The organism is Microbacterium sp., from assembly GCF_046295495.1.
Taxonomy (GTDB): domain Bacteria; phylum Actinomycetota; class Actinomycetes; order Actinomycetales; family Microbacteriaceae; genus Microbacterium.
In genome coordinates this window covers 19,181-44,002 of sequence record NZ_JBKBNC010000012.1, presented here as the reverse complement: position 1 = coordinate 44,002, position 24,822 = coordinate 19,181, and the positions used below count along the sequence as shown (strand labels likewise).

General features: G+C 73.4%; 23 protein-coding genes. 13 read left to right on the top strand and 10 right to left on the bottom strand.

The features are described from left to right. Nucleotides 1-188: 188 nt before the first annotated feature. Nucleotides 189-824, top strand: coding sequence for a TrmH family RNA methyltransferase (locus ACK4LS_RS06785; protein ID WP_409715200.1), 636 nt, complete (start codon nucleotides 189-191; stop codon nucleotides 822-824). 20 nt (nucleotides 825-844) lie between these two features. Beyond that, a complete protein-coding gene (locus ACK4LS_RS06780) occupies nucleotides 845-1,255 on the top strand; it encodes a RidA family protein (protein ID WP_409715094.1) in 411 nt (136 codons plus the stop codon). 21 nt (nucleotides 1,256-1,276) lie between these two features. Here the strand turns inward: ACK4LS_RS06780 and ACK4LS_RS06775 are convergent, their stop codons facing one another. Then, on the bottom strand, nucleotides 1,277-2,605 hold the full coding sequence (locus ACK4LS_RS06775) for an MATE family efflux transporter (protein ID WP_409715091.1): 1,329 nt from the start codon (nucleotides 2,603-2,605) through the stop codon (nucleotides 1,277-1,279). A 233-nt stretch (nucleotides 2,606-2,838) separates the two neighbouring features. Between ACK4LS_RS06775 and ACK4LS_RS06770 the strand changes: the two genes are divergently transcribed. Both ACK4LS_RS06770 and ACK4LS_RS06765 read left to right on the top strand, forming a co-directional pair. Then, nucleotides 2,839-4,818, top strand: a complete 1,980-nt coding sequence (locus ACK4LS_RS06770; protein ID WP_409715088.1) for a M13 family metallopeptidase — start codon at nucleotides 2,839-2,841, stop codon at nucleotides 4,816-4,818. A 48-nt stretch (nucleotides 4,819-4,866) separates the two neighbouring features. Next, nucleotides 4,867-5,829 (top strand): serine hydrolase, encoded by a 963-nt coding sequence (locus ACK4LS_RS06765; RefSeq protein WP_409715085.1) that lies wholly within the window; start codon nucleotides 4,867-4,869, stop codon nucleotides 5,827-5,829. A 3-nt stretch (nucleotides 5,830-5,832) separates the two neighbouring features. Here the strand turns inward: ACK4LS_RS06765 and ACK4LS_RS06760 are convergent, their stop codons facing one another. Both ACK4LS_RS06760 and ACK4LS_RS06755 read right to left on the bottom strand, forming a co-directional pair. Further along, nucleotides 5,833-7,038 carry an MFS transporter gene (locus ACK4LS_RS06760; protein ID WP_409715082.1) on the bottom strand — a complete coding sequence of 402 codons (1,206 nt, stop codon included), beginning with the start codon at nucleotides 7,036-7,038 and terminating at the stop codon, nucleotides 5,833-5,835. Further along, nucleotides 7,035-7,643 carry a helix-turn-helix domain-containing protein gene (locus tag ACK4LS_RS06755; protein ID WP_409715079.1) on the bottom strand — a complete coding sequence of 203 codons (609 nt, stop codon included), beginning with the start codon at nucleotides 7,641-7,643 and terminating at the stop codon, nucleotides 7,035-7,037. Before ACK4LS_RS06755 ends, ACK4LS_RS06760 begins: the two co-directional genes overlap by 4 nt. A gap of 155 nt (nucleotides 7,644-7,798) precedes the next feature. Between ACK4LS_RS06755 and ACK4LS_RS06750 the strand changes: the two genes are divergently transcribed. Together ACK4LS_RS06750 and ACK4LS_RS06745 are read left to right on the top strand one after the other, a co-directional pair. Then, nucleotides 7,799-8,074 (top strand): hypothetical protein, encoded by a 276-nt coding sequence (locus ACK4LS_RS06750; RefSeq protein WP_409715076.1) that lies wholly within the window; start codon nucleotides 7,799-7,801, stop codon nucleotides 8,072-8,074. Between the two features lie 14 nt (nucleotides 8,075-8,088). Then, nucleotides 8,089-8,982 (top strand): FHA domain-containing protein, encoded by an 894-nt coding sequence (locus tag ACK4LS_RS06745; RefSeq protein ID WP_409715073.1) that lies wholly within the window; start codon nucleotides 8,089-8,091, stop codon nucleotides 8,980-8,982. Between the two features lie 140 nt (nucleotides 8,983-9,122). Here ACK4LS_RS06745 and purU read toward each other — a convergent pair whose 3' ends face one another. Next, nucleotides 9,123-10,004: a formyltetrahydrofolate deformylase gene (gene purU, locus ACK4LS_RS06740; protein WP_409715071.1), complete on the bottom strand. Its 882-nt coding sequence runs from the start codon at nucleotides 10,002-10,004 to the stop codon at nucleotides 9,123-9,125. A 94-nt stretch (nucleotides 10,005-10,098) separates the two neighbouring features. Further along, nucleotides 10,099-11,217: a zinc-binding alcohol dehydrogenase family protein gene (locus ACK4LS_RS06735; protein WP_409715068.1), complete on the bottom strand. Its 1,119-nt coding sequence runs from the start codon at nucleotides 11,215-11,217 to the stop codon at nucleotides 10,099-10,101. An 80-nt stretch (nucleotides 11,218-11,297) separates the two neighbouring features. On the opposite strand from ACK4LS_RS06735, the gene ACK4LS_RS06730 reads away from it, so the two are divergent. The 3 genes from ACK4LS_RS06730 to ACK4LS_RS06720 all read left to right on the top strand — a co-directional run bounded on the left by ACK4LS_RS06730 (nucleotide 11,298) and on the right by ACK4LS_RS06720 (nucleotide 13,990). After that, the gene (locus ACK4LS_RS06730; protein ID WP_409715065.1) at nucleotides 11,298-11,873 is read left to right on the top strand and encodes a TetR family transcriptional regulator; all 576 of its coding nucleotides are present in this window, start codon (nucleotides 11,298-11,300) and stop codon (nucleotides 11,871-11,873) included. A 10-nt stretch (nucleotides 11,874-11,883) separates the two neighbouring features. Then, nucleotides 11,884-13,206, top strand: coding sequence for an MFS transporter (locus ACK4LS_RS06725; protein ID WP_409715062.1), 1,323 nt, complete (start codon nucleotides 11,884-11,886; stop codon nucleotides 13,204-13,206). A 97-nt stretch (nucleotides 13,207-13,303) separates the two neighbouring features. Further along, a complete protein-coding gene (locus ACK4LS_RS06720; RefSeq protein ID WP_409715059.1) occupies nucleotides 13,304-13,990 on the top strand; it encodes a GNAT family N-acetyltransferase in 687 nt (228 codons plus the stop codon). Between the two features lie 54 nt (nucleotides 13,991-14,044). On the opposite strand, the gene ACK4LS_RS06715 is transcribed toward ACK4LS_RS06720, so the two are convergent. Both ACK4LS_RS06715 and ACK4LS_RS06710 read right to left on the bottom strand, forming a co-directional pair. Continuing rightward, the gene (locus ACK4LS_RS06715) at nucleotides 14,045-14,254 is read right to left on the bottom strand and encodes a multidrug transporter (protein ID WP_409715056.1); all 210 of its coding nucleotides are present in this window, start codon (nucleotides 14,252-14,254) and stop codon (nucleotides 14,045-14,047) included. Between the two features lie 5 nt (nucleotides 14,255-14,259). Beyond that, nucleotides 14,260-15,072 (bottom strand): SDR family oxidoreductase, encoded by an 813-nt coding sequence (locus ACK4LS_RS06710; protein ID WP_409715053.1) that lies wholly within the window; start codon nucleotides 15,070-15,072, stop codon nucleotides 14,260-14,262. A gap of 366 nt (nucleotides 15,073-15,438) precedes the next feature. On the opposite strand from ACK4LS_RS06710, the gene menC reads away from it, so the two are divergent. From menC to ACK4LS_RS06695, 3 genes are read left to right on the top strand one after another with little or no spacing between them, the layout of a single operon-like run. Continuing rightward, nucleotides 15,439-16,572: an o-succinylbenzoate synthase gene (gene menC / locus ACK4LS_RS06705; RefSeq protein WP_409715050.1), complete on the top strand. Its 1,134-nt coding sequence runs from the start codon at nucleotides 15,439-15,441 to the stop codon at nucleotides 16,570-16,572. After that, nucleotides 16,569-17,267: a hypothetical protein gene (locus tag ACK4LS_RS06700; protein ID WP_409715047.1), complete on the top strand. Its 699-nt coding sequence runs from the start codon at nucleotides 16,569-16,571 to the stop codon at nucleotides 17,265-17,267. Before menC ends, ACK4LS_RS06700 begins: the two co-directional genes overlap by 4 nt. Nucleotides 17,268-17,324: 57 nt before the next feature. Beyond that, nucleotides 17,325-18,713 carry a glycine--tRNA ligase gene (locus ACK4LS_RS06695; protein WP_409715044.1) on the top strand — a complete coding sequence of 463 codons (1,389 nt, stop codon included), beginning with the start codon at nucleotides 17,325-17,327 and terminating at the stop codon, nucleotides 18,711-18,713. Between the two features lie 228 nt (nucleotides 18,714-18,941). Here ACK4LS_RS06695 and ACK4LS_RS06690 read toward each other — a convergent pair whose 3' ends face one another. After that, on the bottom strand, nucleotides 18,942-19,112 hold the full coding sequence (locus ACK4LS_RS06690) for a hypothetical protein (protein ID WP_409715041.1): 171 nt from the start codon (nucleotides 19,110-19,112) through the stop codon (nucleotides 18,942-18,944). A 376-nt stretch (nucleotides 19,113-19,488) separates the two neighbouring features. Between ACK4LS_RS06690 and ACK4LS_RS06685 the strand changes: the two genes are divergently transcribed. Then, on the top strand, nucleotides 19,489-23,589 hold the full coding sequence (locus ACK4LS_RS06685; RefSeq protein WP_409715038.1) for an SCO7613 C-terminal domain-containing membrane protein: 4,101 nt from the start codon (nucleotides 19,489-19,491) through the stop codon (nucleotides 23,587-23,589). Nucleotides 23,590-23,599: 10 nt separating this feature from the next. On the opposite strand, the gene ACK4LS_RS06680 is transcribed toward ACK4LS_RS06685, so the two are convergent. Next, complete coding sequence (locus tag ACK4LS_RS06680; protein ID WP_409715035.1) at nucleotides 23,600-24,172, bottom strand: HhH-GPD-type base excision DNA repair protein; 573 nt, start codon at nucleotides 24,170-24,172, stop codon at nucleotides 23,600-23,602. A 223-nt stretch (nucleotides 24,173-24,395) separates the two neighbouring features. After that, nucleotides 24,396-24,677 carry a hypothetical protein gene (locus ACK4LS_RS06675; RefSeq protein WP_409715032.1) on the bottom strand — a complete coding sequence of 94 codons (282 nt, stop codon included), beginning with the start codon at nucleotides 24,675-24,677 and terminating at the stop codon, nucleotides 24,396-24,398. Nucleotides 24,678-24,822: the final 145 nt, after the last annotated feature.

Here is a 24,822-nt window from a genome sequence, read left to right as displayed (position 1 = left end):
GGGCCGACGACCTGACCCGCATCGTGGGCTCCGCGTGCACCGAGGAGACCCTGGCCCTGCTGACAGGTCCGCTGTTCTTCGCGCGGTTCATCGCTCAGGTCCCGGTGTCGGACGAGATGATCGATCGGTTGGCGGTGCGGGTGGTCGATCAGACGGGTCATCGGAACGGCGTCGATAGGGTGGGCGCCGTGGACACCCCCGACCGAACGAGCGAACCGCTCCCGCTGTACGGCGTGGGGCCCTGGCCCGGCGGGCCGCAGGAGTGGCCCGCCGACGAGCGTTACGACCGCGAGCTGCTGGCGGACGGCGATAGGCGCAACGTCGTCGACGCCTACCGCTACTGGAGCATGGAGGCGATCGTCGCCGACCTCGACGCGAAGCGGCATCCGTTCCACGTCGCGATCGAGAACTGGCAGCACGACCTCAACATCGGCTCGATCGTGCGCAGTGCGAACGCGTTCCTGGCCGCCGAGGTGCACATCGTGGGCAAGCGCCGGTGGAATCGTCGGGGGGCGATGGTCACCGACCGCTACCAGCACGTGCGCCACCACGAAGACGTCGCGGCCTTCACCGCGTGGGCGCGCGCGGCGGGCCTGCCGGTGATCGCCGTCGACAACGTCGAGGGCTCGGTGCCCGTCGACCGCGCGGAGCTCCCCGAGGCCTGCGTTCTGCTGTTCGGGCAGGAGGGGCCGGGGCTGTCGCCCGAGGCGATCGAGGCAGCGGACGGCGTCGTCGAGATCACGCAGTACGGCTCGACCCGGTCGATCAACGCGGCCTCGGCCGCCGCGGTGATCATGTACGAGTGGTGCCGCCGCTGGGCCTAGCGGCGTGCGAGGGTGGACGGATGCCGAGAGCCGTCACCCTCATCCGTTCGGCGTCGCTGTCGGGCATCGCCGAGTACGCCTACGCCGCGACCGCTCCCGCCGCCGCCCGTCTCATCTTCCTGGCCGGTTCCTGCCCGCTCGATGCGGAGGGTGCAACGGTCGGCGTGGGCGATGTGCGTGCGCAGGCGGCGCGCTGCGTCGAGAACCTCGTGACCGCGCTCTCCGACGCCGGGGCGCAGATCACCGACGTGATCAGCACGCGCGTGCTCGTGGCATCCACTCGTCGGAGTGACCTCGTGGCGGCCTGGGAGGTCGTGCGCGACGCGTTCGGCGTGCACGACGCGCCGAGCACCCTGCTGGGCGTCACGGTGCTGGGGTACGACGAGCAACTGGTCGAGCTCGAGGCGGTCGCCGCGGTCGTCGACGACTGAGCGCCGCCGCGCCGAGGGGCGTCAGCCGCCCGCCGTCATCCACGCACGCCCCCGCACGCGCAGCCCGAGGGTGAGCGCGCGAGCGAGCATGTAGACCCCGAAGAACGCGGCCGCGAGCCACGCGAGCCCCGCCGGACCCCCGCCGGCGAAGACGGCGACGAGAACGAGCGCGGGTGCATAGGGCACGAGGTTGAGCACACCGGCGAGGGCGAGGTAGCGGGCGTCGCCCGCTCCGATGAGCACCCCGTCGAGCACGAAGACGAGGCCCGCGAGCGGCTGCGCGACGGCGAGAACGAGGAGCGCGGGGTGCACGAGCGCGGCGACCTCGGCGTCGCCGGTGAAGACGAGGCCGATGACGCCCGAGGATGCCGCGAGCACGGCACCCACGGCGACGCCGAACCAGACGCCCCAGGCGCTCGTGCGCCCGAGAACGCGCCGCACCGTCTCGGGCTCGCCGGCGCCGAGCGCTCGGCCGATGAGCGCCTGCGCGGCGATCGCGAGGGCGTCGAGGGCGAAGGCCGCCGTGGAGAAGATCGTGAACGCGATCTGCCAGCCGGCGAGTTCTGCGGAGCCGAGCCCGGTGGCCACCGCGACCGTCGCGAGGAACGCGACGCGCAGGCTCAGCGTGCGCAGGAACAGCCACCCGCCCGAGCGCGCGGTGCCGGCCCACCCGTCGCGCTGCGGACGCATCGAGGCGGCGTGCCGGCGGGCCAGTGCGCGCACGACGAGCACGTACGCGCCCACCATGCCCCACTGCGCGGCGACGGTTCCGATCGCGGATCCGGCGATCCCCCACCCGATCCCGTAGATGAACAGGGCGTTGAGCGCGGCGTTCGCGGCGAAGCCGACACCGGCGATCCAGAGCGGCGTGACCGTGTCCTGCAGGCCGCGCAGAAGCCCCGTGGCCGCGAACACCACGAGCATGGCGGGAAGGCCCCACATCGAGATCGAGAGGTACACCCGCGCGTTCTCGGCGACGTCGGGGGCGGCGCCGAAGAGGTCGATCACCAGCGGCGCGAAGATCGACCCGACCGCCGCCAGCACGGCGCCCAGGGCCAGGGCCAGCCACATGCCGTCGATGCCCACCGACACCGCCCGGCCGGAGTCGCCCGCCCCGAAGTGCCGGGCGACCGCGGGCGTCGTCGAGTAGGCGAGGAAGACCATCAGCCCCACGATCGTCTGCAGCACGGCCCCCGCGATACCGAGGCCCGCCAGCGGAGCGACCCCGAGATGGCCCACCATCGCGGCATCCACGATCAGGAAGAGCGGCTCGGCGATCAGCGCGCCCAGCGCCGGCACCGCGAGCCGCAGGATCGAACGGTTCAGCGTCACGGGCGGGGGGATCGTCACGCTCCGAGCCTAGGGCGGGGTTCCGACAGCACGTCATTTCGTGTGCGCCGTGCGTCAGCTGCGCGAAGCGCGCAACCTCCGTCCGACGCGGGTGGATGCCGCGGAGGTCGTGCACATCGCCCACGCCGCGTCCGGCGAGGACGGCGGTCACATCGCGGAGGTCCTCCGCGCGACGCCGTGGCCGGAGCGGGCGTTCCGAGCCCGCACCGATGTGGGGCACCTATCCTGTCTGCATGACCGACACCCCCCGCTCGGGTCTTGCACTCGACGAACTCAGCGACGAGATCCGCCCGCAGGACGACCTTTTCCGCCACGTCAACGGCCGCTGGCTGGAGCGCACCGAGATCCCCGACGACAAGGCGCGCTGGGGGTCGTTCCACCTCATCGCCGAGCAGGCCGAGGCCGACGTGCGCACCATCGTCGAGGAGTCGCAGGATGCCGAGCCCGGCACCGAGACCCGCAAGATCGGCGACCTGTTCGCGAGCTTCATGGACACCGACCGCATCGAGGCGCTCGGTGGGCAGCCGCTGGCCGCCCAGCTCGCGGCCGTCGACGGCGTCTCCGACATCCCCTCCCTGCTCCGGCTCATCGGCGAGCTCGAGCGCGACGGGATCAGCGGCCTGCTGACGCTGTTCGTCGAGCCCGACCCGGGCGACCCGACGCGCTACGTCCCGGTCGTGTACCAGGGTGGCATCTCGCTGCCCGACGAGAGCTACTACCGCCTCGACAATTTCGACGAGACGCGCTCCGCGTACCGCGCGCACATCGAGCGCATCCTCGAGCTCGCCGGTGTCGCCGAGCCTGCGGCATCCGCCGAGCGCGTGTTCGCCCTCGAGACCGAGATCGCCACGCACCACTGGTCGCGCGAGGACAGCCGCGACGCGGTCAAGACCTACAACCTGATGACCTGGGAAGACACGCTCGCCCGTGCCGGCGTCGACCTGGATCCCTGGCGCGCGGGGGTGGCCCCGGGCCACGAGGACGCGCTCGCCGAGGTCGTGGTGTACCAGCCGAGCTTCATCGAGTCGCTCGGCGGCCTGCTCGCCGCCGAGCGCCTCGAGGACTGGACGGCCTGGCTGCGCTTCAAGATCGTGCACGCCGGCGCCGCGTTCCTCTCCGACGACTTCGTCGCCGAGAACTTCGCGTTCTACGGCACGCAGCTGACCGGAGTCCCGGTCAACCGCGAGCGCTGGAAGCGCGGCGTGAGCCTCGTCGAGGCGGCCCTGGGCGAGGCGGTCGGCAAGGTGTACGTCGAGCGGCACTTCCCGCCCGAGGCCAAAGACGCCATGGACGGACTCGTCGCCACCCTCATCGAGGCCTACCGCCGGTCGATCCGCAGCCTGGAGTGGATGACGGAGGAGACCCGCGAGCGCGCTCTCGCCAAGCTCGACGCGTTCACGCCCAAGATCGGCTACCCCGTGCGGTGGAAGGACTACTCCGACCTCCAGATCGACGCCGGCGACCTGGTCGGCAACGTGCGCCGCGCGCACGTGTGGGAGCACGATCGCCAGCTCGCCAAGGTGGGGCAGCCCATCGACCGCGACGAGTGGTACATGACGCCGCAGACCGTCAACGCCTATTACAACCCGCTCATGAACGAGATCGTGTTCCCCGCGGCGATCCTGCAGTACCCGTTCTTCGACGCCGAGCGCGACGCCGCGGCCAACTACGGCGGCATCGGCGCGGTGATCGGGCACGAGATCGGCCACGGCTTCGACGACCAGGGCAGCCGCTTCGACGGCGACGGGTCGCTGCGCGACTGGTGGACGGATGCCGACCGCGCGGCCTTCGAGGAGCGCACCACGGTCCTCATCGCCCAGTACGAGGCGCTCGTGCCGCAGGGGTTGAGCGAGGAGCATCACGTCAACGGTGCCCTCACGATCGGGGAGAACATCGGCGACCTGGGCGGGCTCGGAATCGCCATCGCCGCCTACCGCCTGTTCCTCGAGCAGCAGGGTGAAGGCGAGGGCGACGGACCGGTGGTCGACGGGTTCACCGGGATCCAGCGGCTCCTGCTCAGCTGGGCGCAGATCTGGCAGCAGAAGGGGCGCGACGCCGAGACGATCCGGCTGCTCACCATCGACCCGCACTCGCCCAACGAGTTCCGCTGCAACCAGATCGTGCGTAACATCGACGCGTTCTACGAGGCGTTCGGGGTGACCAAGGGCGACGCCCTCTGGCTCGACCCCGACCATCGCGTCACCATTTGGTGAGACGGCGTTTGTTGCCCCGCTGACCCGGAAGGAGCCACGCTCGTGGGCATGCCCCCGGTTCCCGAGCCCGCCGCACCCGAGCCCATCGGTGGGCCGGTGGAGTCGTCCCGACGCGACGCCCCGGCCCTCCGGGGCACGGGGCGCAAGGGCCCCAAGAGGTTGCCCCGGCGCGCGGCGGCCGGCCGGCGGTCGTTCACCGCGACCCTGCGCTCGCTCGACGAGCTGGCCGCCTCGGGCGCGAAGGTCTCGGTGCGCATCGACGACCTCGACGGCGGCGCCGCCGTGCTCTCGGGCGACGACTTCCTGACCCTCCCCGTCGGCGGGCTCGGCGTCGTCCCGTTGCTGATCGAGGTCGCCGCCGCGTTCGAGACGGGCCGGCTCGATCCCCTCGAGATCGTCGACCGTGCCGCGGTGCACGAGGCCGCCCACGGCGGCGTCTGGCAGCACCTGAAGGCTCCGGCGCTGCCGGTGACCGACCTCGCGATGCTCGCCGCCTCGACGGGAGACGCCCTCGCCGCCAACGCCCTCCTGCACCGCGCGGGGCTGCAGTCGGTCCGCGCCCGCCTCGAGCAGCTGGGGCTGCGACGCACGGCGCTGCTCGACCGCTTCCGCGACGACCGCGGTCCCGACGACGCCCCGCACGTGGCCCTGTCGACGGCGCGCGAGATGGCGCAGGTGTTCGCGGGCCTTGTGAACTCCACGGTCGTCTCGCCCGGCGTGAGCGCGCAGGTCGCGGAGTGGTTGAGCCTGAACCACGACCTCTCGCTCGTGGCATCCGCCACCGGCCTCGACCCCTTCGCGCACGAGAACGACCAGCACGGTCTGCTGTTCGTCAACAAGACCGGCCGCGCGCCCGGCGTGCGCGCCGAGGCGGGCGTGCTCGGCGGACCGCGTGCCGGGGTCGCGTACGCGCTGATCGTCAACTTCGACGACCTCTCGATCGCGCACCGTCTTCGCGCGCACGACGCCTTCCGCGTGCTGGGCGTCGAGCTGATGGAGTACGTGTACTGACGCTCAGGGGGCGCGGATGCGCCAGATGCTGCGCGAGCACGACGCGGCGACGGTCGCCACGACGATGATCGCCGCGCATCCGAGCAGCACGGGCGTGGCCCCGCCGGCCTCGGCGAGGGGGCCGACGACGACCTCTCCCACCGGCACCGCGACGAACGAACCGACCATGTCGTACGAGTAGACCCGCGACAGGGCGGCGCGGGGGATGTGCGCCTGCAGCGACTGGTCCCAGGCGATCGCGAACAGCTCGATGGCGAGTCCCCCGAGCGCGAAGGCCACGATCAGCACGGGAAGCGTGGGCGCCAGGCCCAGCGCCGCGGCGGGGAGGGCGGCGGATGCCATGGCGGCCACGCCGATGCCGAGCGCACGTCGCGGACGCCAGCGCAGGGCGATCACCGCCCCGAGCGCGAGCCCCGCCGTCTGGGCCGCGACGACGATGCCCCAGCCGCCGCGGCCGAAGGTCTCATCGGCGACCACGGGGCCCAGCACCGTCGTCGCGCCGACGAAGGCGGCGTTCAGCACCGTGAACTGCAGCACCACGATCCACACCCACCGACGACTCGCGAACTCGCGCCACCCCTCGCGGAGGTCGCCCCAGACCGAGGCGCCGTCGCCGCCGGGCGCGGCATCCGCGGGTGCGGGCAGGCGCAGTCGGGAGAAGAGCACCGCCGCCACGGCGAAGGCGCAGGCGTCGATCACGAGCCCCCACCCGGGCCCCGTCGCGGCGATCACGACGGCGCCCACCGACGCGCCGACGATGCCGCCGGCGTTCAGCCCCAGCCGCAGGAGCGCGTTGGCCGGTCGGAGCAGGGCGGCGGGAACGGTGTCGGGGACGAGGGCCGCGGCGGCGGGGAGGCTCACGGCCGCGACGGCGCCGTTCGCGATGCTCAGGGCGACGAGGACCGGGACGCCGGCGGTTCCGGTGAGCACCAGGGCGGCGATCGTGCCCTGCGTCGCCGCGGCGGCCAGGGACGACCCCACCAGCACGGCGCCGCGCGGCAATCGGTCGGCGATCACCCCGCCGAACAGCAGCATCGCCACGTTCGCGACCGAGCGTGCGGCGACGACGAGTCCGAGGTCGGCCGCCGACCCCGTGAGGTCGAGCACCGCGAAGGCGAGCGCGATGGGTGCGACGGCGTTGCCGACGATCGCCGTCGTGCGCGCGGCGAGCAGCCACCGGAACGGCGCGGACGACAGGGGACCGGTCATCGCGCCGGGCTCCGCGGGGCGTCGTTTCGGGGTCCGTCGTCTCTCGGGCGGTCGGCTCCGGCGGTCGGCGAGGTCGCACGCGGGGGTGAGGAGTGAACGGGGAACAGGGCCGCCGTCATCGACACCGGGCGGGTCCCGGGGGTGCGCGGGGGCTGCGCCGCCGCGTGCAGCAGCGCCGAGGCCTCGCCCACGTGCCGCACGATGCGGCGCCACAGGACGGGGTCGACCCACAGCTCGGCGTCGGTCGACAGGGCCGGCCCGTCGACGCGCTGCGCGGCCCGTCGGCGCAGCTCCTCGATGAGCGCCTCGACGTATTCGGCCTCCCCCTCGCGGGAGCGGTCGGGGAGGTGGGCGTCGGGATCGTAGCGGCGCGACGACGACTCGTGACGGTAGCGCTTGGCCTCCCCGCCGCGCAGGCGGACGATCTCGACCACGCGCACCAGACGCGCCCGCTCGAGCACCCGGAGGTGGTAGCTCGCCGCGGCCTGCGAGACCCCGAGCTCGCGGCCCGCCTCGGCGGCGCTCATGGCCGCGCCGGTCAGAAGCGAGAGCAGGCGCAGGCGCAGCGGATGGGCGGTGGCGCGGAGTTCGTCGAGTCGCGACATCCCGCCATCGTGACCGACGCGGTCGACAACCGTCAAACGACTCTTTGGGGGTGGCGGAAATGGTGCCCCCATCCGGGCCCGAGCGCAATCCCTCCTTCCGCGGCCCAGGGCGCTGGGACAGTGGTGGCCTCGAAACGAAAGGAAGGACCGAAGCCATGTCCGACTCTCCTGCCTCCACCGACCCGTTCGCGAACTCCACCGGCCCCGAAGGTCACTCGATCACCGACTGGACCGATCTCGGTCGCGAGATGTGGTCGTACCTCACCGGCCGCGGTGCCGCGGTCAACTACTCCTTCGTCGACATGACCGTCGAGGTCCCGCGCGACATCGGCCCCGACGCGCCGCGCGCCACGTGGAAGCTGAACGGCACCCTCCGCGTCACCACGAGCGACGACACCGCGGCCGGGTCCGACCCGTACCGCGGCAACTGAGGGGAAGCGCCGTCATGGTGCGCCTCGACATCGACCTCGCCTTCTCGGAGCAGGAGCGGGGGTCGGATGCCGACACCCCGCCGTTCGAGGGGACGATCACGGCCGCGGGAACGGAGGTGCGCATCGTCGTGAGCGACCCCTCGCGCCTGCCCGGCAACGGCCGGCGCACGCTCGCCGAGCTGTCCACGGTCGCCGACGCCCTGGCATCCCGGGGTGTCTCCGTGACGCTCGAGGGTCCCGATGGGCCGATCCTGCAGCTCGGCGACGTGAAGAAGAGCAGACTCCAGCGGGTGGTGACGGGGTCGTCGCACATCCGCCTGGGCTCAGTATCGGCGATCGCGCCGCTGTTGACGCGTCGCAACAGTGGAAGCGCGCTGACCTTCCCGATCCCGCCCGAGACGCCGCTCCCGCTCGTGCCGACGGTCAACCGCACGGTGCGCCGACGCATCACGACGACGCACTACACGCCCGGGTCGGGGCGCCCCCGCCTGATCTTCGCGGTGGGGGACTCGTCGTGGGACGGCTCCCGGCCGCGCGAGTTCGACCTGCTCCCGACCAAGACGGTGATCGGGTCGGGCGACGACGCCGACCTGCGCCTGCCGGGGCTCGCTCCGGTGCACGCCGAGATCCGCCACGAGGGCGACGACGAGTACGTCCTCTACGGTTTCGATCAGGTGGGCGGCGGCGGAGCCCGAGAGCAGGGGCCGGGACGCGGCGGTGGAGGTCGCATCCTGCGCACCGGGGCCCGGATCGAGCTCGGCGACTGGCGTCTGGCCTACTTCCGCGCCGAGTTCGCCGATCACGGGCGCCCCTACGGAGGCCGTCAGGGCGGCGAGTTCGCGCGTCAGCGCAAGCAGCCCCCGCGCGGAGGGTCGGGCCCGCTCAGTCGCGCGACGGACCCCGACTGACGGCCCGCGTCGCCCGCGGACGCGAGGTCTCGCCGAGCGCACGCGGGTCCGCCGAGATCACACGCGTCTGCGGCCCCTCGCGTGTCATCTCGTTCATCGCCGGTGATCTCCACGGTGAGCGCGGCGCCCGGCCCCGGGCGTCAGAAGACGATGGTGTGGTTGCCGTGCCGGATGATGCGGTCTTCGGCGTGCCAGAGCACGGCGCGAGAGAGCACCTGGCGCTCCACGTCGGCGCCGCGGCGGGCGAGTTCGGCCGAGGAGTCGGCGTGCGTGACCCGCACGGTGTCCTGCTCGATGATCGGCCCCTCGTCGAGGTCGCTCGTGACGTAGTGCGAGGTCGCGCCGATGAGCTTGACGCCGCGCTGCTTGGCCTTCTTGTACGGCTCGGCGCCGATGAAGGCCGGCAGGAACGAGTGGTGGATGTTGATGACCGGCACGCCGATCTTGTCGAGGAAGTCCGGCGAGAGGATCTGCATGTAGCGCGCCAGCACGACGAAGTCGACGTTGCCCACGAGCAGTTCGAGGATGCGGGCCTCGGATGCCGACTTGTCGGGGCCGGGAGTGGAGGGCACGTGGAAGAACGGCACACCGAACGAACGCACGTCGTCGGCGGCGGTGGTGTGGTTGGACACGACCATCGGGATGCTGACGGGAAGGTCGCCGCGGCGGTGACGCCAGAGCAGGTCGAGCAGGCAGTGGTCCTGCTTGGACGCCAGGATCGCCATCCGCTTGGGCGTGGAGAGGTCGGTGAGCGTCCACTCCAGCTCGAAGCCCTCGCCGAGCGTCGAGGCGAGGTCGGCCTCGATCTCGGGCAGAGCCGCCGCGAGGTCGGGGCGGTGGAACACCACGCGCTGGAAGTACGCGCCGCCGCGGGGGTCGTCGGAGTACTGGTCGAACGCGACGATGTTGCCGCCCTGGCGGGCGATGAGGGCCGAGACCGCGGCGATGATGCCGGGGGTGTCGCTCCCGTGCACGATGAGGCACGCGTGATCGGGCTGCAGATGGGGGCTCGCGGAGACCATCGGACCATTCTGCCGTGCGCGCGCGGCGTCGCCGACCACGTTCGCGGTGCGCGTCGGGGCGGACGCGGGGTGGGGATGCCGGGGTGGCCCCGGGTCAGAGGCGCACCACCACTTTCCGCGCCGAGACGCCGGCGCGTTGGCGGTCGAGGCCGTCCTGTATCGCCCCGAGGCCCTCGCCGACGACGAGGGGCGCGGGCGCGGCGCGAAGGGATCCGTCGGCGAGCATCCCGGGCACGACCTCGCCCCACAGGCGCGGGCCCATCTCGTCGTCGCGCAGGCTGCTTCCCCACACGAACCCCGCGCGGATGCCGAGGCGGCGGGCGCGCAGGCTCGAACGCAGGGTGCCGAGCCCGATGCGGGTGAAGACGGGCAGCATCGCGGGGAAGAGGTGGCGGCGCCCGACCAGGGAGGCGAGCGACACCGGGGTGCTCGCCAGGGCCAGGCGGGTCCCGTCGGTGCGCGACAGCACGTCGAGGCAGGCCTGCGCCGAGCCGGCACCGAGAGCGACGGCGCCGGCGACGGGGCGTCCGCCGATGGCGGCGACCAGGTCGGTCACCGCCGACGGCGACCCGTGATCGACCACGGCCTCGGCGCCGAGGGCACGCACCGTCCCGGCGTTCTTCGCGGATGCCGTGCTCACCACGATGTAGCCCGCGGCGCGGGCCAATTGCACGGCGTTCATCCCCACGCTGGTCGACCCGCCCCAGACCACCACGACCTCGGACGGGGTGCCGGATGCCGGGGCGCCCGGCATCCGGAGTCCGAGGTGCTGCGGCTGGAACAGCGCGCAGGCGGCCGTCGAGAGTCCGAGCGGGAAGACGGCCGCCTCCTCGTGGGGGAGGTCGTCGGGCGTCGGGGCCGTGAGGCGCTCGAGCAGGGTCGAGTACTGCTGGAAGGCCCCCTCGCGGAGGGGGTCCCTCCCGCGATCGGTGCCCGTTGCGAGGCCGAAGACGCGCTGGCCCACGCGGAAGCGCGTCACGTCCGCGCCCACGGCCACGACCTCGCCGGCCACGTCGGAACCGAGGACGGCGGGGGTGCGCAGCCATCGGTAGATGATGCGGCCGACGCCCTGGACGATCCAGTCGACGGGGTTGATCGCCACGGCGCGCACGCGCACGAGCACTTCGTCGGCGGCGGGGGTCGGGGTCTCGATCGTGGTGAGGGTGAGCGGGGCTCGGGGTGCGGCGAGCGTCGCGGCGGCGTGGGTGGACATGGGGGCCTCTCCTCGTGATGGCACGGAGTGTCCTCACTCTAGACCTGATGACACTCCGTGTCGTCACGTAGGATCGCGGCATGGCCAGATGGGCACCCGACACGCGAGAGCGGCTGCGCGCCGCCGCGGTGGAGCTGTTCGTGGAGCGCGGCTTCGAGGCGACGACGGTGTCCGACATCGTCGAGCGCGCCGGCGTGACGCGGCGCACGTTCTTCCGCCACTTCGCCGACAAGCGCGAGGTGTTCTTCTCCGGCGACGAGATCCCTCGTCTCGCCGCCGCGATGATCGCCGCCGCCCCCGCCGATTCGCCGCCCTTCGACCTCGCCTGGACCGGGCTCCGGACCCTCGCCGCCGGGCGGTTCGAGCCCCGCCGCCCCGAGATCGTCGCGGCCCGGCGCCTCATCGAACTCGAACCGGCCCTCCGCGAGCGGGACCTGCAGAAGCAGGCCGACCTGCGAGAGGTTCTGACCGACGGATACCGCGAGCGCGGAATCGACGCCCTTCGCGCGCGGATCGTCGCGGGCGTGGTGGTCGAGCTGCTCCAGGCGGCGCTCGAGCAGTGGGCCGCCGATGACACGGGCACCCCTCTCATCGACCATCTCGAGCGCGTCCGCGCGGAGATGGCGCTCGTGCTCGATGTCGGCGGTCCCCGTTAGCCTGGAACACGTGACCAGCACCCTGCGCCTCGACCGGCCGGGTTGGCGCACCTGGACGCTGTGGATCGTCGGCGTCCTGGCCTACGTCGTCTCGATCGTCAACCGCACCTCGCTGTCGGCGGTCGGGGTGGATGCCGCCGTGCGCTTCGGCGCCGACGCCTCGGCGCTGTCGCTGTTCGCCGTCATCCAGCTGTTCGTCTACGGCGCGATGCAGATCCCCGTCGGCCTCCTCCTCGACCGCTTCGGCGCGCGCCCGATGATCGCCATCGGCATGGTGCTGATGGCCCTGGGCCAGCTCGTCATGGCGTTCGCGGATGCCGTGGGCATCGGCATCCTGGCCCGGGTGCTCATCGGCGCGGGCGACGCGATGATCTTCCCCAGCGTGCTGCGCGTGATCGCGACGTGGTTCCCGGCGCAGCGCGCGCCCGTGCTCGTGCAGCTGACCGGGATCATCGGCCAGCTCGGCCAGATCGTGGCGGTCGTGCCGCTGGCGGCGCTGCTGCACGCCACGAGCTGGAGCGTCGCCTTCGGAAGCGTCGCGGGGCTCGGCGTGCTGTTCGCGGTGCTGACCTTCGCGGTCATCCGCAACCGCCCGCCCGAGCGGCGCGACGACCCCGTCGACACCTCGGTCGACACGCAGACCGGCGCCGTGCGCATCGTGCGCTCGGCGCCCGACCTCCGGCAGGGTTTCCGCGAGTCGTGGGCGCATCCCGGTACGCGGCTCGGTTTCTGGTCGCACTTCGCCACCCCGTTCGCGGGCACGGCGTTCATGCTGCTGTGGGGCTTCCCCTTCCTCACGGCGGGCGAGGGGCTCGAGCCGGCGACCGCGTCGGGCATCATGACGTTGTTCGTGCTGTTCGGCATCGTCAGCGGTCCGGTGATCGGCGCGTTGTCGAGTCGGCATCCGCGTCGCCGTTCGCGCTGGCTGGTGTTGCCGACGGTCGTGTTCCAGGCGCTCGTGTGGATCGTCGTCGCTGCGTGGCCCGGGCCCGCGCCGCTGTGGCTGCTGATCCTGCTGATGTTCGCCCTGGCCACCGGTGGGCCGGCGTCGATGATCGCGTTCGACCACGCGCGCACCTTCACCCCCAGCCACCGTCTCAGCACCGCGACGGGCATCGTCAACGGCGGCGGCTTCCTCGCGGCGCTGTTGGCCATCCTGTTCATCGGAATCGCGATGGACGTGCAGGGTGCGGGCAGCCCCGAGACCTACTCGCTCGACGCCTTCCGCCTCGCGTTCCTCACGCAGGTGCCGCTGTGGCTCATCGGCGGGATCGCGATCGTGATCGAGCGCGGTCGCACGATCCGGCACGTCGGCGGTGTGCTGCCCCGCTGAGCAGCGCCGCCCTCCGGCCGCACCGCCGTCGGGTCGTCTCCCGCCGTGCTCTCCGCTGAGCCCGCGCCCGTTCGGTGCCGGTGCCAGACTCGGAGGCATGGCATCCATCGAGATCCGCACGCTCGACACCGTCGACGGCATCCACGAGGCCGCGCGCGTTCTCGACGAGGTGTGGGACGACCGGGGCACGATGCCGGCGAACATCCTGCGCGCCCTCGAGCACGCGGGGAACTACGTCGTCGGCCTGTTCGACGGCGACCGGATGATCGGGGCGTCGGCGGCGTTCTTCGGCCCGCCGGCCGCGCGGACGATGCACTCGCACATCACCGGGATCGTCGACGGGTATCAGGGTCGCGGCCTCGGACGCCGGCTGAAGACGCACCAGCGCGAGTGGGCGCTCGAGCGCGGGGTCGGCCGCATCACGTGGACGTTCGACCCGCTCATCCCGCGGAACGCGCACTTCAATCTCGCGGTGCTGGGCGCGCGGGTCACCGACTACCTCGTGAACCAGTACGGAGCGATGCACGACGCGGTCAACCGCGGTGACGAGTCCGACCGCCTGATGGTGTCGTGGGCGCTCGCCGAGCCGCCCGCCCCCACCCCGACGGATGCCGAGACCTCGGCGATCGTGGCCGTACCCGACGACATCGCCGCTCTGCGCCGGAGCGATCCGGCTGCCGCCGCCTCCTGGCGCGCGCGCGTACGCGACGAGATGCGCGAGCACCTGGCATCCGGCCGCCGGATCGGCGGGTTCGACCGGCGCGGCTACCTCATCGTCGGGTGACGCGCGGGCGGTGCCGGTCGACAGGCCGTGCGCGTCGAGCGCAGGCCACGGCGCTCACTGCTCGGTGATCGGGGTGTCCTCGTCGGCCGCCGGGTCGCCCTGGCCCGGACCCGGACGCACGGCCGCGTCGTCGCGCACGTCGATGCGGGTCACGCCGTCGTGCTCGCTGACGTCGAAGCGCGGGGCCGCATCGGCCTCCGTCGCCTTCGGCGCGCTCGTCAGCTGGTCGTGACGGTTCTCCTCGAAGCTCTTCTCGTCGCCCATCGCGCTCACTCCTCTCCCGCCGAACGCCAGGCGTCGCTCTCCATGTGCGATCCCGCCTGCGGGCCCATGTGCAGCATGCCGCCGTCGACGACCCAGCTCGCGCCGGTGACGTACGAGCCCGAGCGCGAGGCGAGGAAGCGGATGACGTCCGCGACCTCCTCCGGCTTGCCGGGGCGGCCGAGCGGGATGCCGGGACGGTGCACGCGATCGGCGTCCTCGGCCGACATGTCGTTGATGGGGGTGGCGATCTCGCCGGGGGCGACGGCGTTCGCGGTGATGCCGTACTGGCCGAGCTCGAGAGCCATCGTCTTGATGAGGCCGCCGAGGCCGTGCTTGGCGGCGACGTACGGCGCCGAGCCCACGCGCGGCTGGTGCTCGTGCACGCTCGACACGGCGATCAGGCGCCCGCCGTTACCGGCCGTCACCATGCGGCGGGCCGCGGTGTGCAGCGCGAGGAACGCACCGTCGAGGTTCAGCGCGACGTCGGTGCGCCAGGTCTTCAGGTCGAGGTCGAGGAAGCTGCCGCCGATGCCGCCGCCGGCGTTGTTCACGAACACGTCGAGGCCGCCGAGCTCGTCGGCCATGGCGTTCACGGCATCCGGGACCGAGTCGAAGTCGGTGGCGTCGAACTGCGCGACGATCGCGCGGGCGCCGCGGCCGCGCACGGCCTCGGCCGTCTCTTCGGCGCCGTCTTTGTCGGAGTGGTAGGTGATCGCGACGTCGATTCCGGCGTCGGCGAGGGCGAGGGCGGTGGCCGCGCCGATGCCCGAGTCGGAGCCGGTGACGATCGCGTGGCGGGGGGTGAAGTCGTCGCTCATGCGGGCGACGCTACGCGCGGGGCCGCGGCACGCGGGCGGCCTTGCCACGGCCGGGCGCGGGCGTTACGGTCGCGAGCCGCGTCCGTCCAGCCCCGGTCCGCGCTTCGGCGCCGTGACACAACGCAGGGCATCGGTGCCCCGCCCCCGCTGGTTCCCCGCACGCACGCGCCACCCCGCGGCAAAGTCCTGCGTTGTGTCCCGCTGCCGCGACGTCGTCTCGGTTTCGGCCGTCGGCGGCGGACCACCCGGCGCGCCGAGCACGACGCAGGAGAACCGGTGGCTTGTCGCGGCGTGTGCACGGTGTGCTCCGCCGCAACGCAGGAGAGTCCTGCGTTGTGTCCGAACCGCCCCGGTTACTCTGCCCCCATGCCCCTCACCCGCCCCGCTTCGCCCGTGACCCTGGATGCCGTCGAGCTCCGCGTCCTGCACCTGCCGCTCGTGTCGCCCTTCACGACCTCGTTCGGCACCGAGACGGTGCGCGAGGTCATCGTCGTGACCACCGAGACGCCCGACGGTCGCGGGTGGGGCGAGGTCGTGACCTCCGCCGAGCCGTTCTACTCCAGCGAGTACACGCAGGGCGCGTGGGACGTGCTCACCCGCTTCCTCACGCCCGCACTGCTCGAGCGCCGCACTCTCGCGCCCGAGGAGGTGGGCGGCATCCTGGGGCGGGTCGTCGGGCATCGCATGGCCAAGGCGGGGCTCGAACTCGCGGTCATCGACGCCGCCCTGCGCGCCGAGGGACGGAGCTTCGCCGCCTACCTCGGCGCCGAGAAGACCCGGGTGCCCTCGGGGGTCTCGGTCGGCATCCAGAGCGACCCGGCGGCGCTCGTCGACACCGTCGGCGGCTACCTCGACGACGGCTACGTGCGGATCAAGATCAAGATCAAGCCCGGTCGCGACGTCGACGACACCGCGGCGGTGCGCGGGGCGTTCGGCTCGATTCCGCTCCAGGTCGACGCCAACTCGGCGTACACGCTCCAGGATGCCGACACCCTGGCCGAGCTGGACCGCTTCGACCTCCTGCTCATCGAGCAACCGCTGCAGGAGGACGACCTCGTCGACCACGCGACCCTGGCGAAGCGCCTGCGCACCCCCGTCTGCCTCGACGAGTCGATCGTCAGCGACAAGGCGGCCGCCGATGCCCTGGCGCTGGGGTCGGCGGCGATCCTGAACATCAAGGCGGGCCGGGTGGGCGGCTACCTCGAGGCCCTCGCGATCCACGACCGCGCGCTCGCCGCCGGCGTCCCCGTGTGGTGCGGGGGCATGCTCGAAACCGGGATCGGACGCGCCGCCAACGCCGCGCTCGCGGCCCTCCCCGGGTTCACGCTGCCCGGGGACATCTCGGCATCCGCCCGCTTCTACGACCGCGACATCGTCACCGAGCCCGCCGTGCTGGAGGACGGACACGTGCGCGTGCCCATCGGCGCGGGGCTCGGCGTCGAGATCGACGCGTCGGCGCTCGAGACCTTCACCGTGCGCCGCGAACGGATCACGCGGTGAGCGCGGGGCGGTCGGGGCTGTCCGAGACCGACCGCGACGACGTGCCCTGGGGTCGGCCGGCCGTCGACGGCATCCCGACCCCGCCGTTCGCGGATGCCGCGACCCACCGCACCTATCTGCGGTCGCTGCAGACGTTCGTGCTGCTGCTCGACGCGGGCGATCCGTCGGCAGCCACCATCGCTCTCGCCGCCGCCCTCGAGGCCGAGCTTCCGCGGGCGGCGACCCAAGCCCCGCGCCTGTCGCCGCTGGCGCTCGGTGTGAGCCTGTCGACCTTCTTCCCGGCGCCCTGGACCCCCGAGGCACTCGCCCTCGCCCTCGACGGGTCCGGCTACGGCACGCCCGTCCGCAGCCGGGGCGGCTGGTCGTGGGGCGGCGATCCCGACTACACGGCGACGCGCGTTCGGCCGGGATGGCGGATCGAGCGCCGGGAGCGCGGGTCGCGCACGTACGCGACGCTGCCGGACGACGGCGACCTGGTGCTGCTGTGGATGGACATGTTCCGTAACCGCTTCCCGTACCCGATCGCGCACATGCCCGTCGTCTCCGTGCCCCCGCCCGAGGCGCTCGCCGCGGCCGCGCGGGCGACCCTCACCGCCCACTCCGTGAACGTCGCGATGCCGTATCTGCAGACGTGGCGCTCGGAGCGCGATCGCGCGCGCGACGGCGGGCCCGGCGAGGCCGGGTCGCTTCGATAAACTGGATGCCGCGCACTCGCGCCGCACCCCCACACCTCTGCGACCATTGGAGCCACCGTGGCCGAACAGTCCCGCCTCGACAAGGTCATCGCCCTCGCCCGCCACCGCGGGTTCGTCTTCCAGGCCGGTGAGATCTACGGCGGTTCGCGCTCGGCGTGGGACTACGGCCCCCTCGGCACGGAGCTGAAGGAGAACATCCGTCGCCAGTGGTGGCAGACCTTCGTCCGCGGTCGCGGCGACATGGTCGGTCTGGACTCGAGCATCATCCTCCCCAAGCGCGTGTGGGAGGCCTCGGGCCACGTCGCCACCTTCACCGATCCGCTGGTCGAGTGCCTCAGCTGCCACAAGCGCTTCCGCGCCGACACCCTCATCGAGGACTTCGAGGCCCGCAAGAACCGCAAGGCCGAGAACGGTCTCGCCGACGTGCCCTGCCCCAACTGCGGCACGAAGGGGCAGTACACCGAGCCCAAGTCGTTCTCGGGCCTGGTCAAGACCTACCTCGGCGTCGTCGACGACGAGTCGGGGCTGTACTTCCTGCGTCCCGAGACCGCTCAGGGCATCTTCGTGAACTTCTCGAACGTGCTCACGGCATCCCGTCGGAAGCCCCCGTTCGGCGTCGGCCAGGTCGGCAAGGCGTTCCGCAACGAGATCACCCCGGGAAACTTCATCTTCCGCACGCGCGAGTTCGAGCAGATGGAGATCGAGTACTTCACCCCGCCGGCCGAGGCGAACGAGTGGTTCGAGCACTGGGTCGAGGCGTGCTGGAACTGGTTCATCGAGCTCGGGATCGACCCCGAGAACATGAAGCGCTTCGACGTTCCCGAAGACGACCGCGCGCACTACTCCGCCGGCACGATCGACGTCGAATACCGCTTCGGCTTCCCGGGCAAGGAGTGGGGCGAGCTCATGGGCGTCGCCAACCGCACCGACTACGACCTGAAGAGCCACTCCGAGGCGTCGGGACAGTCGCTCACCTTCTTCGACCAGGCTTCGGGCGAGAAGTACACGCCCTACGTGATCGAGCCCTCGTTCGGTCTGACGCGCGCCATGATGGCGTTCCTCGTCGACGCGTACCGCGAAGAAGAGGTGCCCAACGCCAAGGGCGGCACCGACACCCGCACGGTGCTCAAGCTCGACCCGCGCCTCGCACCCGTCAAGGTCGCCGTGCTCCCGCTCTCGCGCAACGAGCGCCTGTCTCCGCTGGCCCGCGAGGTTGCGGACACCCTGCGCGCGGCCGGCTGGAACATCGACTTCGACGACGCCGGTGCCATCGGTCGGCGCTACCGCCGCCAGGACGAGATCGGCACGCCGTTCTGCGTCACGGTCGATTTCGACTCGCTCGACGACAACGCGGTCACCGTCCGCGACCGCGACACCATGGGTCAGGAGCGCATCGCCCTCGACGCGCTCCACGGCTACCTCGCGGAGCGCCTGCGCGGCGCCTGACCCGCGTCATCCGGAACCGGATGCCCTGACCCCGGCGGTCGCGGCATCCGGTTCCGTCGTTGCGCGGGGTGCCCCGGGTCCGCCGTCTGCGCGACCCCCGGAGCGGGCGGGAGGGTGCTGGGGAGGAGCCGCGGTCGCCCGGGTGTGGACGGATCGCGAGGTGCGTCCGGGGGGTTCGCTAGCCTGGGGCGACGACCGACGCCGAGGGGGCACGATGACGGAAGTCGATCACGGGGGAGCACGCGCGGGCGTCGCGTGGCCGTCGCAGCCGGGGACGTTCGTCGACACCACGCGGTGTCCGTCGTGCTTCACGGCCATCTCGACGTCGCCGTGCCCCGCGTGCGGGCTCGATCTCACCGACGCCCGCACGGCCCGCGTGCTCGACCTGTCGCGGCGCATCGTCTCCCTCGTCGACGAACGGGCCGATGCGCTGCTCACGATTCACCGCGACGCCGCGGTGGCCGCCGTGCCGCCGCCGCGGGTAGCCCCGGCCGCGGGTCCAGCCGCGGGGGAGCACCCGACGCCCGTCGCGGATGACGCGCCGGGCTCGGCGGAGGGCGCGGTGTTGGTCGGGGTTCCGCTCGATACGCCGGCGGCCTTCCCCCCGCCGGTTGCGTCCGCAATCGCCCCCGTGATCGCGCCGGGAGGGGATGCCGGTCCCGGAGGCGGACCCACCGCCGGTGGACCGGCCCGGTCGGCTCCGGCCGCCGCTGCCCCTGCTCCGGTCGTCTCGGCGCCGGCCGCCCCGCCGAGCATGCCCCCTCCGGCTCCGGCGATGCCCGCTTCGACCGCTCCGGCCTCGACCGTTCCCGCACCGCCGACGCCCGGCATCCGCCCTCCCGCGACCGGCGGCCCGGGCGGCACCGACAGCACCCCGGCGGAGCCCCGTGCACCCCGCCGGTCGAGCGTGCAGGTGTTCCTCCTGTCGGCCGGCGTGGTGCTTCTGGCGGTCGCCGCGGCCTTCTTCCTCACCGTGGCGTGGATCAGCGGCGGCCTCGTGCAGCGCGCGGTCGTCATCGGCCTCGTCACCGCGGCGGTCATCGCGGCGGCCTCGGTGCTGCGGTGGCGCAAGCTCGATGCCACGGCCGAGGGGATCGCGCTGCTCGGCATCGCGCTGGTCGGCCTCGACGTCTGGGCCGTGCGCGCCACCGACGTGGCCGGCGCGGCATCCGCCGACCCCGCCGTGTTCTGGGGGACGGGGGCGATCGCGGCGGGAGTCGCCTTCGTCGGATGGTCGCGGATGTCGCGGCTGCGCGCGCCCCTGTCGGCGGCGGTCATCGTGCTCGCCCTCGGCCCCGCAATCCTGGCGTCGGGCCTCGTCGGCCCCGACAGCTCGCTCGGTGCATATGCGGCCGGTCTCGTCGCGGTGGTGGTGGCCCTCGCGGCACCGCACGCGCCCGTGCTGGCCCGACCCCGCACGGTGGCCCTCCGGGCGGAGATCGTCGCGGTCCGCGTCGTGGCCGCCCTCGGCGCGCTTCTCGCCCTCACCGCCACCTTCTTCGTCGACCCCGGCTCGACGTGGTCGCCCGTGGTCCTCACGGGGGTGCTCGCTCTCGCGCTGGCGGCGCACGCGTGGTCGATGACCCGGCGCGGCGAGCCGCGGCCGGCGTCGACCGTCGCGATCGCCGCGGTGCTCGTGGTGGGCGCGGGCGTCGGCATCGCCGCCGTGCGCGCTGCCGACCCGACTCTGAGCGCTACGGTCCCCGTGCTCGTCACCGCGGTGCTCGCTCTCGTGCTCGACGTCGCGTCACGTCGCGCCCTGGTGGGTGCGCCGCGCACGACACTGACCGGAGCCGCGATCGCCGCGGGCGCCGTGACCGGCCTGGCGGCGCTGGTCCCCGTCGGTGCGGCGCTCTCGGCGGTACTTCCGCTCGTGGCGGCGGCGCTGGCGGTCTTCGGGCGATCCGCCTTCGACGTCGCGCGCCCGGATGCCGACGCGACCGCCGCCGTGGTGACGCTCGCCGTCGTCGTGGCGCTCGCCGCCGTGGCGTCGCGCCTGTCGGGCGTGTGGGCGCAGCGGCGTCTGGCGCTCGCCTCGGCGGCCGCCGCCGTGGCGCTGTTGGCCGGACCCCAGCTGCGGGTTCAGCTGCTCGTCGTCGCCTGGTATCTGGCCATCGCGATCACGGCGATCGCCGTCCTCCGGCTGCGCCGCGGTGTGCTGACGACCGACCGACCCGCGGACGCGCCGTCGCCGCCCGCTGTCGCCGGGTCGGTGGTCGTGGCGGCCGTCGTCGGCGCGGTGGCTCTGGTCGTCGCGGGGACCCTGTCGTTCGCCTCGCCCCTCTCGTGGAGCCTCGCCGCGCTGGCGACGATCGGCATCCTCGGGGCGGCGGCCGGGATCCACCGGTCCCTGCGCGTCGCCTCGACCGTGGCTGTCGTGCTGTTCGCCTCCACCGGCGCCCTTCTCGTGCCCGCGGCGCTCCGAGCGGGGCTCGATGTCGCGCTCGACGGCGGCTCGCCGCCCGCCGTCGCGATGGCGGTCGCGGCCCTGTGCGCCCTCGTCTTCGTCGTGCCCCTGCCGCAGCGGTGGGGGCTCGATGCCGCGCAGCGCTCGGCCGGGGTGCTCACGGCCCTTCCCCTGGTCGCGCTCTCCGGGCTCGGGGCCCTGGTCGTGGCCTCGGCGGCGGCCACCGACGCCTGGCTCGCGGTCGCCCTGCTGACGGCGGCGGCCGTCGCCGCCGTCGTCGTGGGTGCGCCGTCCTTCCGGACGTGGCGGTCCGCGCGTCCGGTCGCCGCGTTCGCGGCCCCGGTCTTCGCGGCCGGCGGCGTCGACGCGGTGATGCGTCTCGCCGACGCCGACGCGTCGACCCGCGTGGTCGTGGCGGCCGCCCTCGCCGTCCTCCTCGCCGCACTCGCCCTGCGGACGCTGGGGGGCGAGACCGCGGTTCGGTGGATCGCCGACGTCGGCACGGCCGCCGTGGTCACCCTCGCCGTCGCGGCGACCCCCTCGGAGGGGCTGCGCTGGGTGCCGCTCGTCCTCGCCGCCGTCACCGCGCTGCTGTGGGCCACCGCCACGGACGGGCTCTTCACGTCGCGCAGCGGGCGACGTCACCTCGTCTGGCTGGCCCTCCTCCTCGGGACCCTCGCGCTGTGGACCCGCCTGTCGTGGCAGGGCGCCGAGTCGCTGGAGCTCTTCACCGTGCCCGTCGGCGTCGCCGTGCTCCTGCTCGCCGCCGGCACGGAGAGAGCGCGCCGACGGCTCCCGGACCGCTCCGTGGCGGCTTCCGCCGTCATCGCGGCGGCCGGGGCGGCGGTGGCGCTCGTCCCCAGCGCTCTCAGCGCCCCCGGACACCTCCCGCGCGGGCTGATCGTCGTCGTCGTGGCGGTCGCCGTGACCGTCGCCGGTGCGTGGGTGCGCCCACCCCGCACGCCCGACGCGCTCTTGGTGGCCCTCGGCGTATCCGGCGCCCTCGCTCTCGTGCTGCTCGTCGCCGCGCAGCTCACCCGCGTGATCGATCTCGGTCTCACAGGCCTCGGTGCCGCGGACGCCGTCGTGGTCGTCACCGCGGCCGCCCTCGGTGCGGCGAGCGTCGGCATCGCCCGGCGCGACGTGTCCTGGGCGCGACCGGTGGCCCGAGGGACGGCGGTCGCCGCGGTCGGCGTCGTGGCGGCCGCCGAGACCGCGCTCGTGCTGGCCCACGGCGGGCCGGTGGCGCGCGCGGTCATCTCGATCTCGGTGCTCGGAGCCGTCGGCATCCTGGCCCTCCGTCGTGCCTCCTCGGGGAGCACGGTGGCCTGGACGGCCCTCGGCGGCGCGGCGCTCATCGCCCTCGCGGCGACCGCCGCCGGCGTGCGGCCGGTGGAGTGGATGACGATCCCCCTGGCGATCGTCGGCATCCTCACCCTGGCGCGCGCCGGGTCGGAACCGCCCCCGCGCGTGATCGTCATCCTGTCGTCCGCGGGGCTGGCGGTGGGCATGCTGCCCTCGGCGGTCCTCGCGGGGGAGTCCCTCCCGCGCGCGATTGCGGTGGTCGTCGTCGCGCTGCTGGTGCTCCTCGCGGCCGTCCGGTGGCTCCGCGGTGCGTTCGAGTCGCTCCTCGTTCCGACCGTGACGATCGCCGCGGGTGCGCTCGTGGTGGCGGCGTCGCTCCGCGCCCTGCGCGAGCGCGACTCCCCGGCGTTCGACCTGTGGGTGCTCGCGGCCGCTCTGGTGCTGGTCGGCGTCGCGCTCCTGCTGAAGCGCCGCTCGGCGGCCGCGCCCGCAGGGATGCCGCCCGCGCTGACTATCGCCGCCCTCGGGGTCGTGACGGTGCTGTCGGCGGTGCGCCTGGCCTCGCCGGACGACGAGACCCTGCGCGTCGTGGTGACGCTGATCGTTCTGCTCGGGATCGGCGTGTGGTGGCGTGAGCCCCTGTCTCGCGCGGTCTTCTGGGTGGCGGTGGGGCTGAGCCTCGGGTTCGCGGTCCTCTCGATCGCGACCGGAGCCGTCGACCCCGTCGAGGCGGCCACGGTGCCCCCGGCCGCCGCGCTGCTCGTGCACGGCATCCGCGAGCTGCGCCGGCGCCCCGACCTGGACAGTTGGCCCGCCCTCGGCATCGGCCTCGCCCTGCTGCTCGCGCCTTCCCTGCTGTTCGACTTCTCCGACGACAACACGCTCTGGCGGGTGATCGGTCTCGGAATCGTCGCCCTCGCCGCGCTCCTGCTCGGCGTGCGCTTCCGCCTGCAGGCCCCGGTCCTCCTCGGCGGGGCCGTGCTCATCGCGCACGCGGTCGCGCAACTGTGGCCCTGGATCGCCTCGATCTACGAGAGCGCGTCGGGGCTGGGGTGGCTGTGGCTGGGTGTCGCGGGGGCACTGTTGATCTTCGTCGCGGCGACCTACGAGCGCCGCATCCGCGAGGCGAAGGCGGTGGCCCTGGCGATCCGCGCGCTGCGCTGAGCGCGCGGCGCTACTTCGTCTCTTTCGCCGCCGCCTTCGCCGCGCGCTTGTGCTCGCGCACCTTCGTCAGCGACTCGGGGCTGACGATGTCGGCGACCGAGCGGAAGGCGCCCTCCTCGCCGTAGGGCGCCGACGCCTCGCGCCAGCCGGCGCCGTCGAAGCCTCGCTGTTTGCCCAGAAGAGCGAGGAAGATCTTGGCCTTCTGCTCACCGAAGCCCGGCAGCGCCTTCAGCCGCTTCAGCACGGTCGCGCCGTCGGGGTCGTCGCGGCTCCAGATGGTGGCGGCGTCCCCGTCCCAGTCCTCCTCGACGGCGGCGCACAGCGCCTGCACGCGCGTGGCCATCGACCCGGGGAACCGGTGCACCGCGGGGGACTGCGCGAAGGCAGCGGCGAAGTCGTCGGGGTCTTCGTGCGCGATCGTCGCGGCATCCATCGACCCGGTGCGCTCCTGGATCTTCAGCGGACCCGCGAACGCCGTCTCCATCGCCACCTGCTGGTCGAGCAGCATGCCGATCAGCAGGGCGAGCGGGTTGCGGGAGAGCAGGTCGTCGGCGGCGGGGTCGTCGGTGATGCGCAGGCTCATGCGTCCATTCTCGCCCGCCCGGCGTTCGATCGCGCCGCCCGCGCGAGGCGCCGTTCGCGTGTCACTCCCGCGCGTCGCCGCGAGCGCCGGCGCCACCCGAGCCGCGGCCCCCGCCGTCGCGGCGGCGTCTCGCGACCGAGGGGTCAGCGTGATCCAGCCCCCGACCCGCCCCACGCCGCGGCGTCCCCACGCGCCGCGGCTTCACACGCGCCGCCCGCGCCGGTCACTCCGGCGCCGCGATCCACTTCTGCGCGAAGGGCACGGCATCCATTGCGGCGAGGTCGAGGGTGATCTCGTTCAGTTGCACGCGGAACTCGTCGACGTCGCCCGGCGGCAGCCGCTTGACCAGCGAACCGTCGACCCGCCGCACGACCACCTCGCTCACCGACGGCGCGACGCCGCCTGCGTCCAGCAGACCGAGCACGACGGTCGCCGCCCACCGCAGGCCGTTGCGGGCGCGATCTTCTCCCGTGACGACGTAGACCTCGGATGCCGGAGTGCTCACGGCACCCATCTTGCCCGAGCCGTCGCGCCGCTCGGGACGTCCGCCCCTCGCCCGGCGAGAGATCCCGGCACGGGAGGATGGATGCCGGGGGTGCGGTCCTCCGCGCGCGGGAAGCCCTCCGTTCCCGCCGAGGAGCCGGCCGAGA

What these genes read in the sequence shown, in the direction of transcription:
- ACK4LS_RS06710 (WP_409715053.1), bottom strand. Translation starts at nt 15,072, where the DNA reads ATGAGCGACGACTTCACCCCCCGCCACGCGATCGTCACCGGCTCCGAC.
- ACK4LS_RS06680 (WP_409715035.1), bottom strand. Translation starts at nt 24,172, where the DNA reads ATGAGCCTGCGCATCACCGACGACCCCGCCGCCGACGACCTGCTCTCC.
- ACK4LS_RS06715 (WP_409715056.1), bottom strand. Translation starts at nt 14,254, where the DNA reads ATGGGCGACGAGAAGAGCTTCGAGGAGAACCGTCACGACCAGCTGACG.
- ACK4LS_RS06690 (WP_409715041.1), bottom strand. Translation starts at nt 19,112, where the DNA reads ATGCGCCGCGACAGGTCGAGCACGCGGGCCGTGCGGGCGTCGGTGAGA.
- ACK4LS_RS06755 (WP_409715079.1), bottom strand. Translation starts at nt 7,643, where the DNA reads ATGTCGCGACTCGACGAACTCCGCGCCACCGCCCATCCGCTGCGCCTG.
- ACK4LS_RS06730 (WP_409715065.1), top strand. Translation starts at nt 11,298, where the DNA reads ATGGCCAGATGGGCACCCGACACGCGAGAGCGGCTGCGCGCCGCCGCG.
- ACK4LS_RS06750 (WP_409715076.1), top strand. Translation starts at nt 7,799, where the DNA reads ATGTCCGACTCTCCTGCCTCCACCGACCCGTTCGCGAACTCCACCGGC.
- ACK4LS_RS06760 (WP_409715082.1), bottom strand. Translation starts at nt 7,038, where the DNA reads ATGACCGGTCCCCTGTCGTCCGCGCCGTTCCGGTGGCTGCTCGCCGCG.
- ACK4LS_RS06770 (WP_409715088.1), top strand. Translation starts at nt 2,839, where the DNA reads ATGACCGACACCCCCCGCTCGGGTCTTGCACTCGACGAACTCAGCGAC.
- ACK4LS_RS06735 (WP_409715068.1), bottom strand. Translation starts at nt 11,217, where the DNA reads ATGTCCACCCACGCCGCCGCGACGCTCGCCGCACCCCGAGCCCCGCTC.
- ACK4LS_RS06765 (WP_409715085.1), top strand. Translation starts at nt 4,867, where the DNA reads ATGCCCCCGGTTCCCGAGCCCGCCGCACCCGAGCCCATCGGTGGGCCG.
- purU (WP_409715071.1), bottom strand. Translation starts at nt 10,004, where the DNA reads ATGGTCTCCGCGAGCCCCCATCTGCAGCCCGATCACGCGTGCCTCATC.
- ACK4LS_RS06745 (WP_409715073.1), top strand. Translation starts at nt 8,089, where the DNA reads ATGGTGCGCCTCGACATCGACCTCGCCTTCTCGGAGCAGGAGCGGGGG.
- ACK4LS_RS06685 (WP_409715038.1), top strand. Translation starts at nt 19,489, where the DNA reads ATGCCCGCTTCGACCGCTCCGGCCTCGACCGTTCCCGCACCGCCGACG.
- menC (WP_409715050.1), top strand. Translation starts at nt 15,439, where the DNA reads ATGCCCCTCACCCGCCCCGCTTCGCCCGTGACCCTGGATGCCGTCGAG.
- ACK4LS_RS06780 (WP_409715094.1), top strand. Translation starts at nt 845, where the DNA reads ATGCCGAGAGCCGTCACCCTCATCCGTTCGGCGTCGCTGTCGGGCATC.
- ACK4LS_RS06720 (WP_409715059.1), top strand. Translation starts at nt 13,304, where the DNA reads ATGGCATCCATCGAGATCCGCACGCTCGACACCGTCGACGGCATCCAC.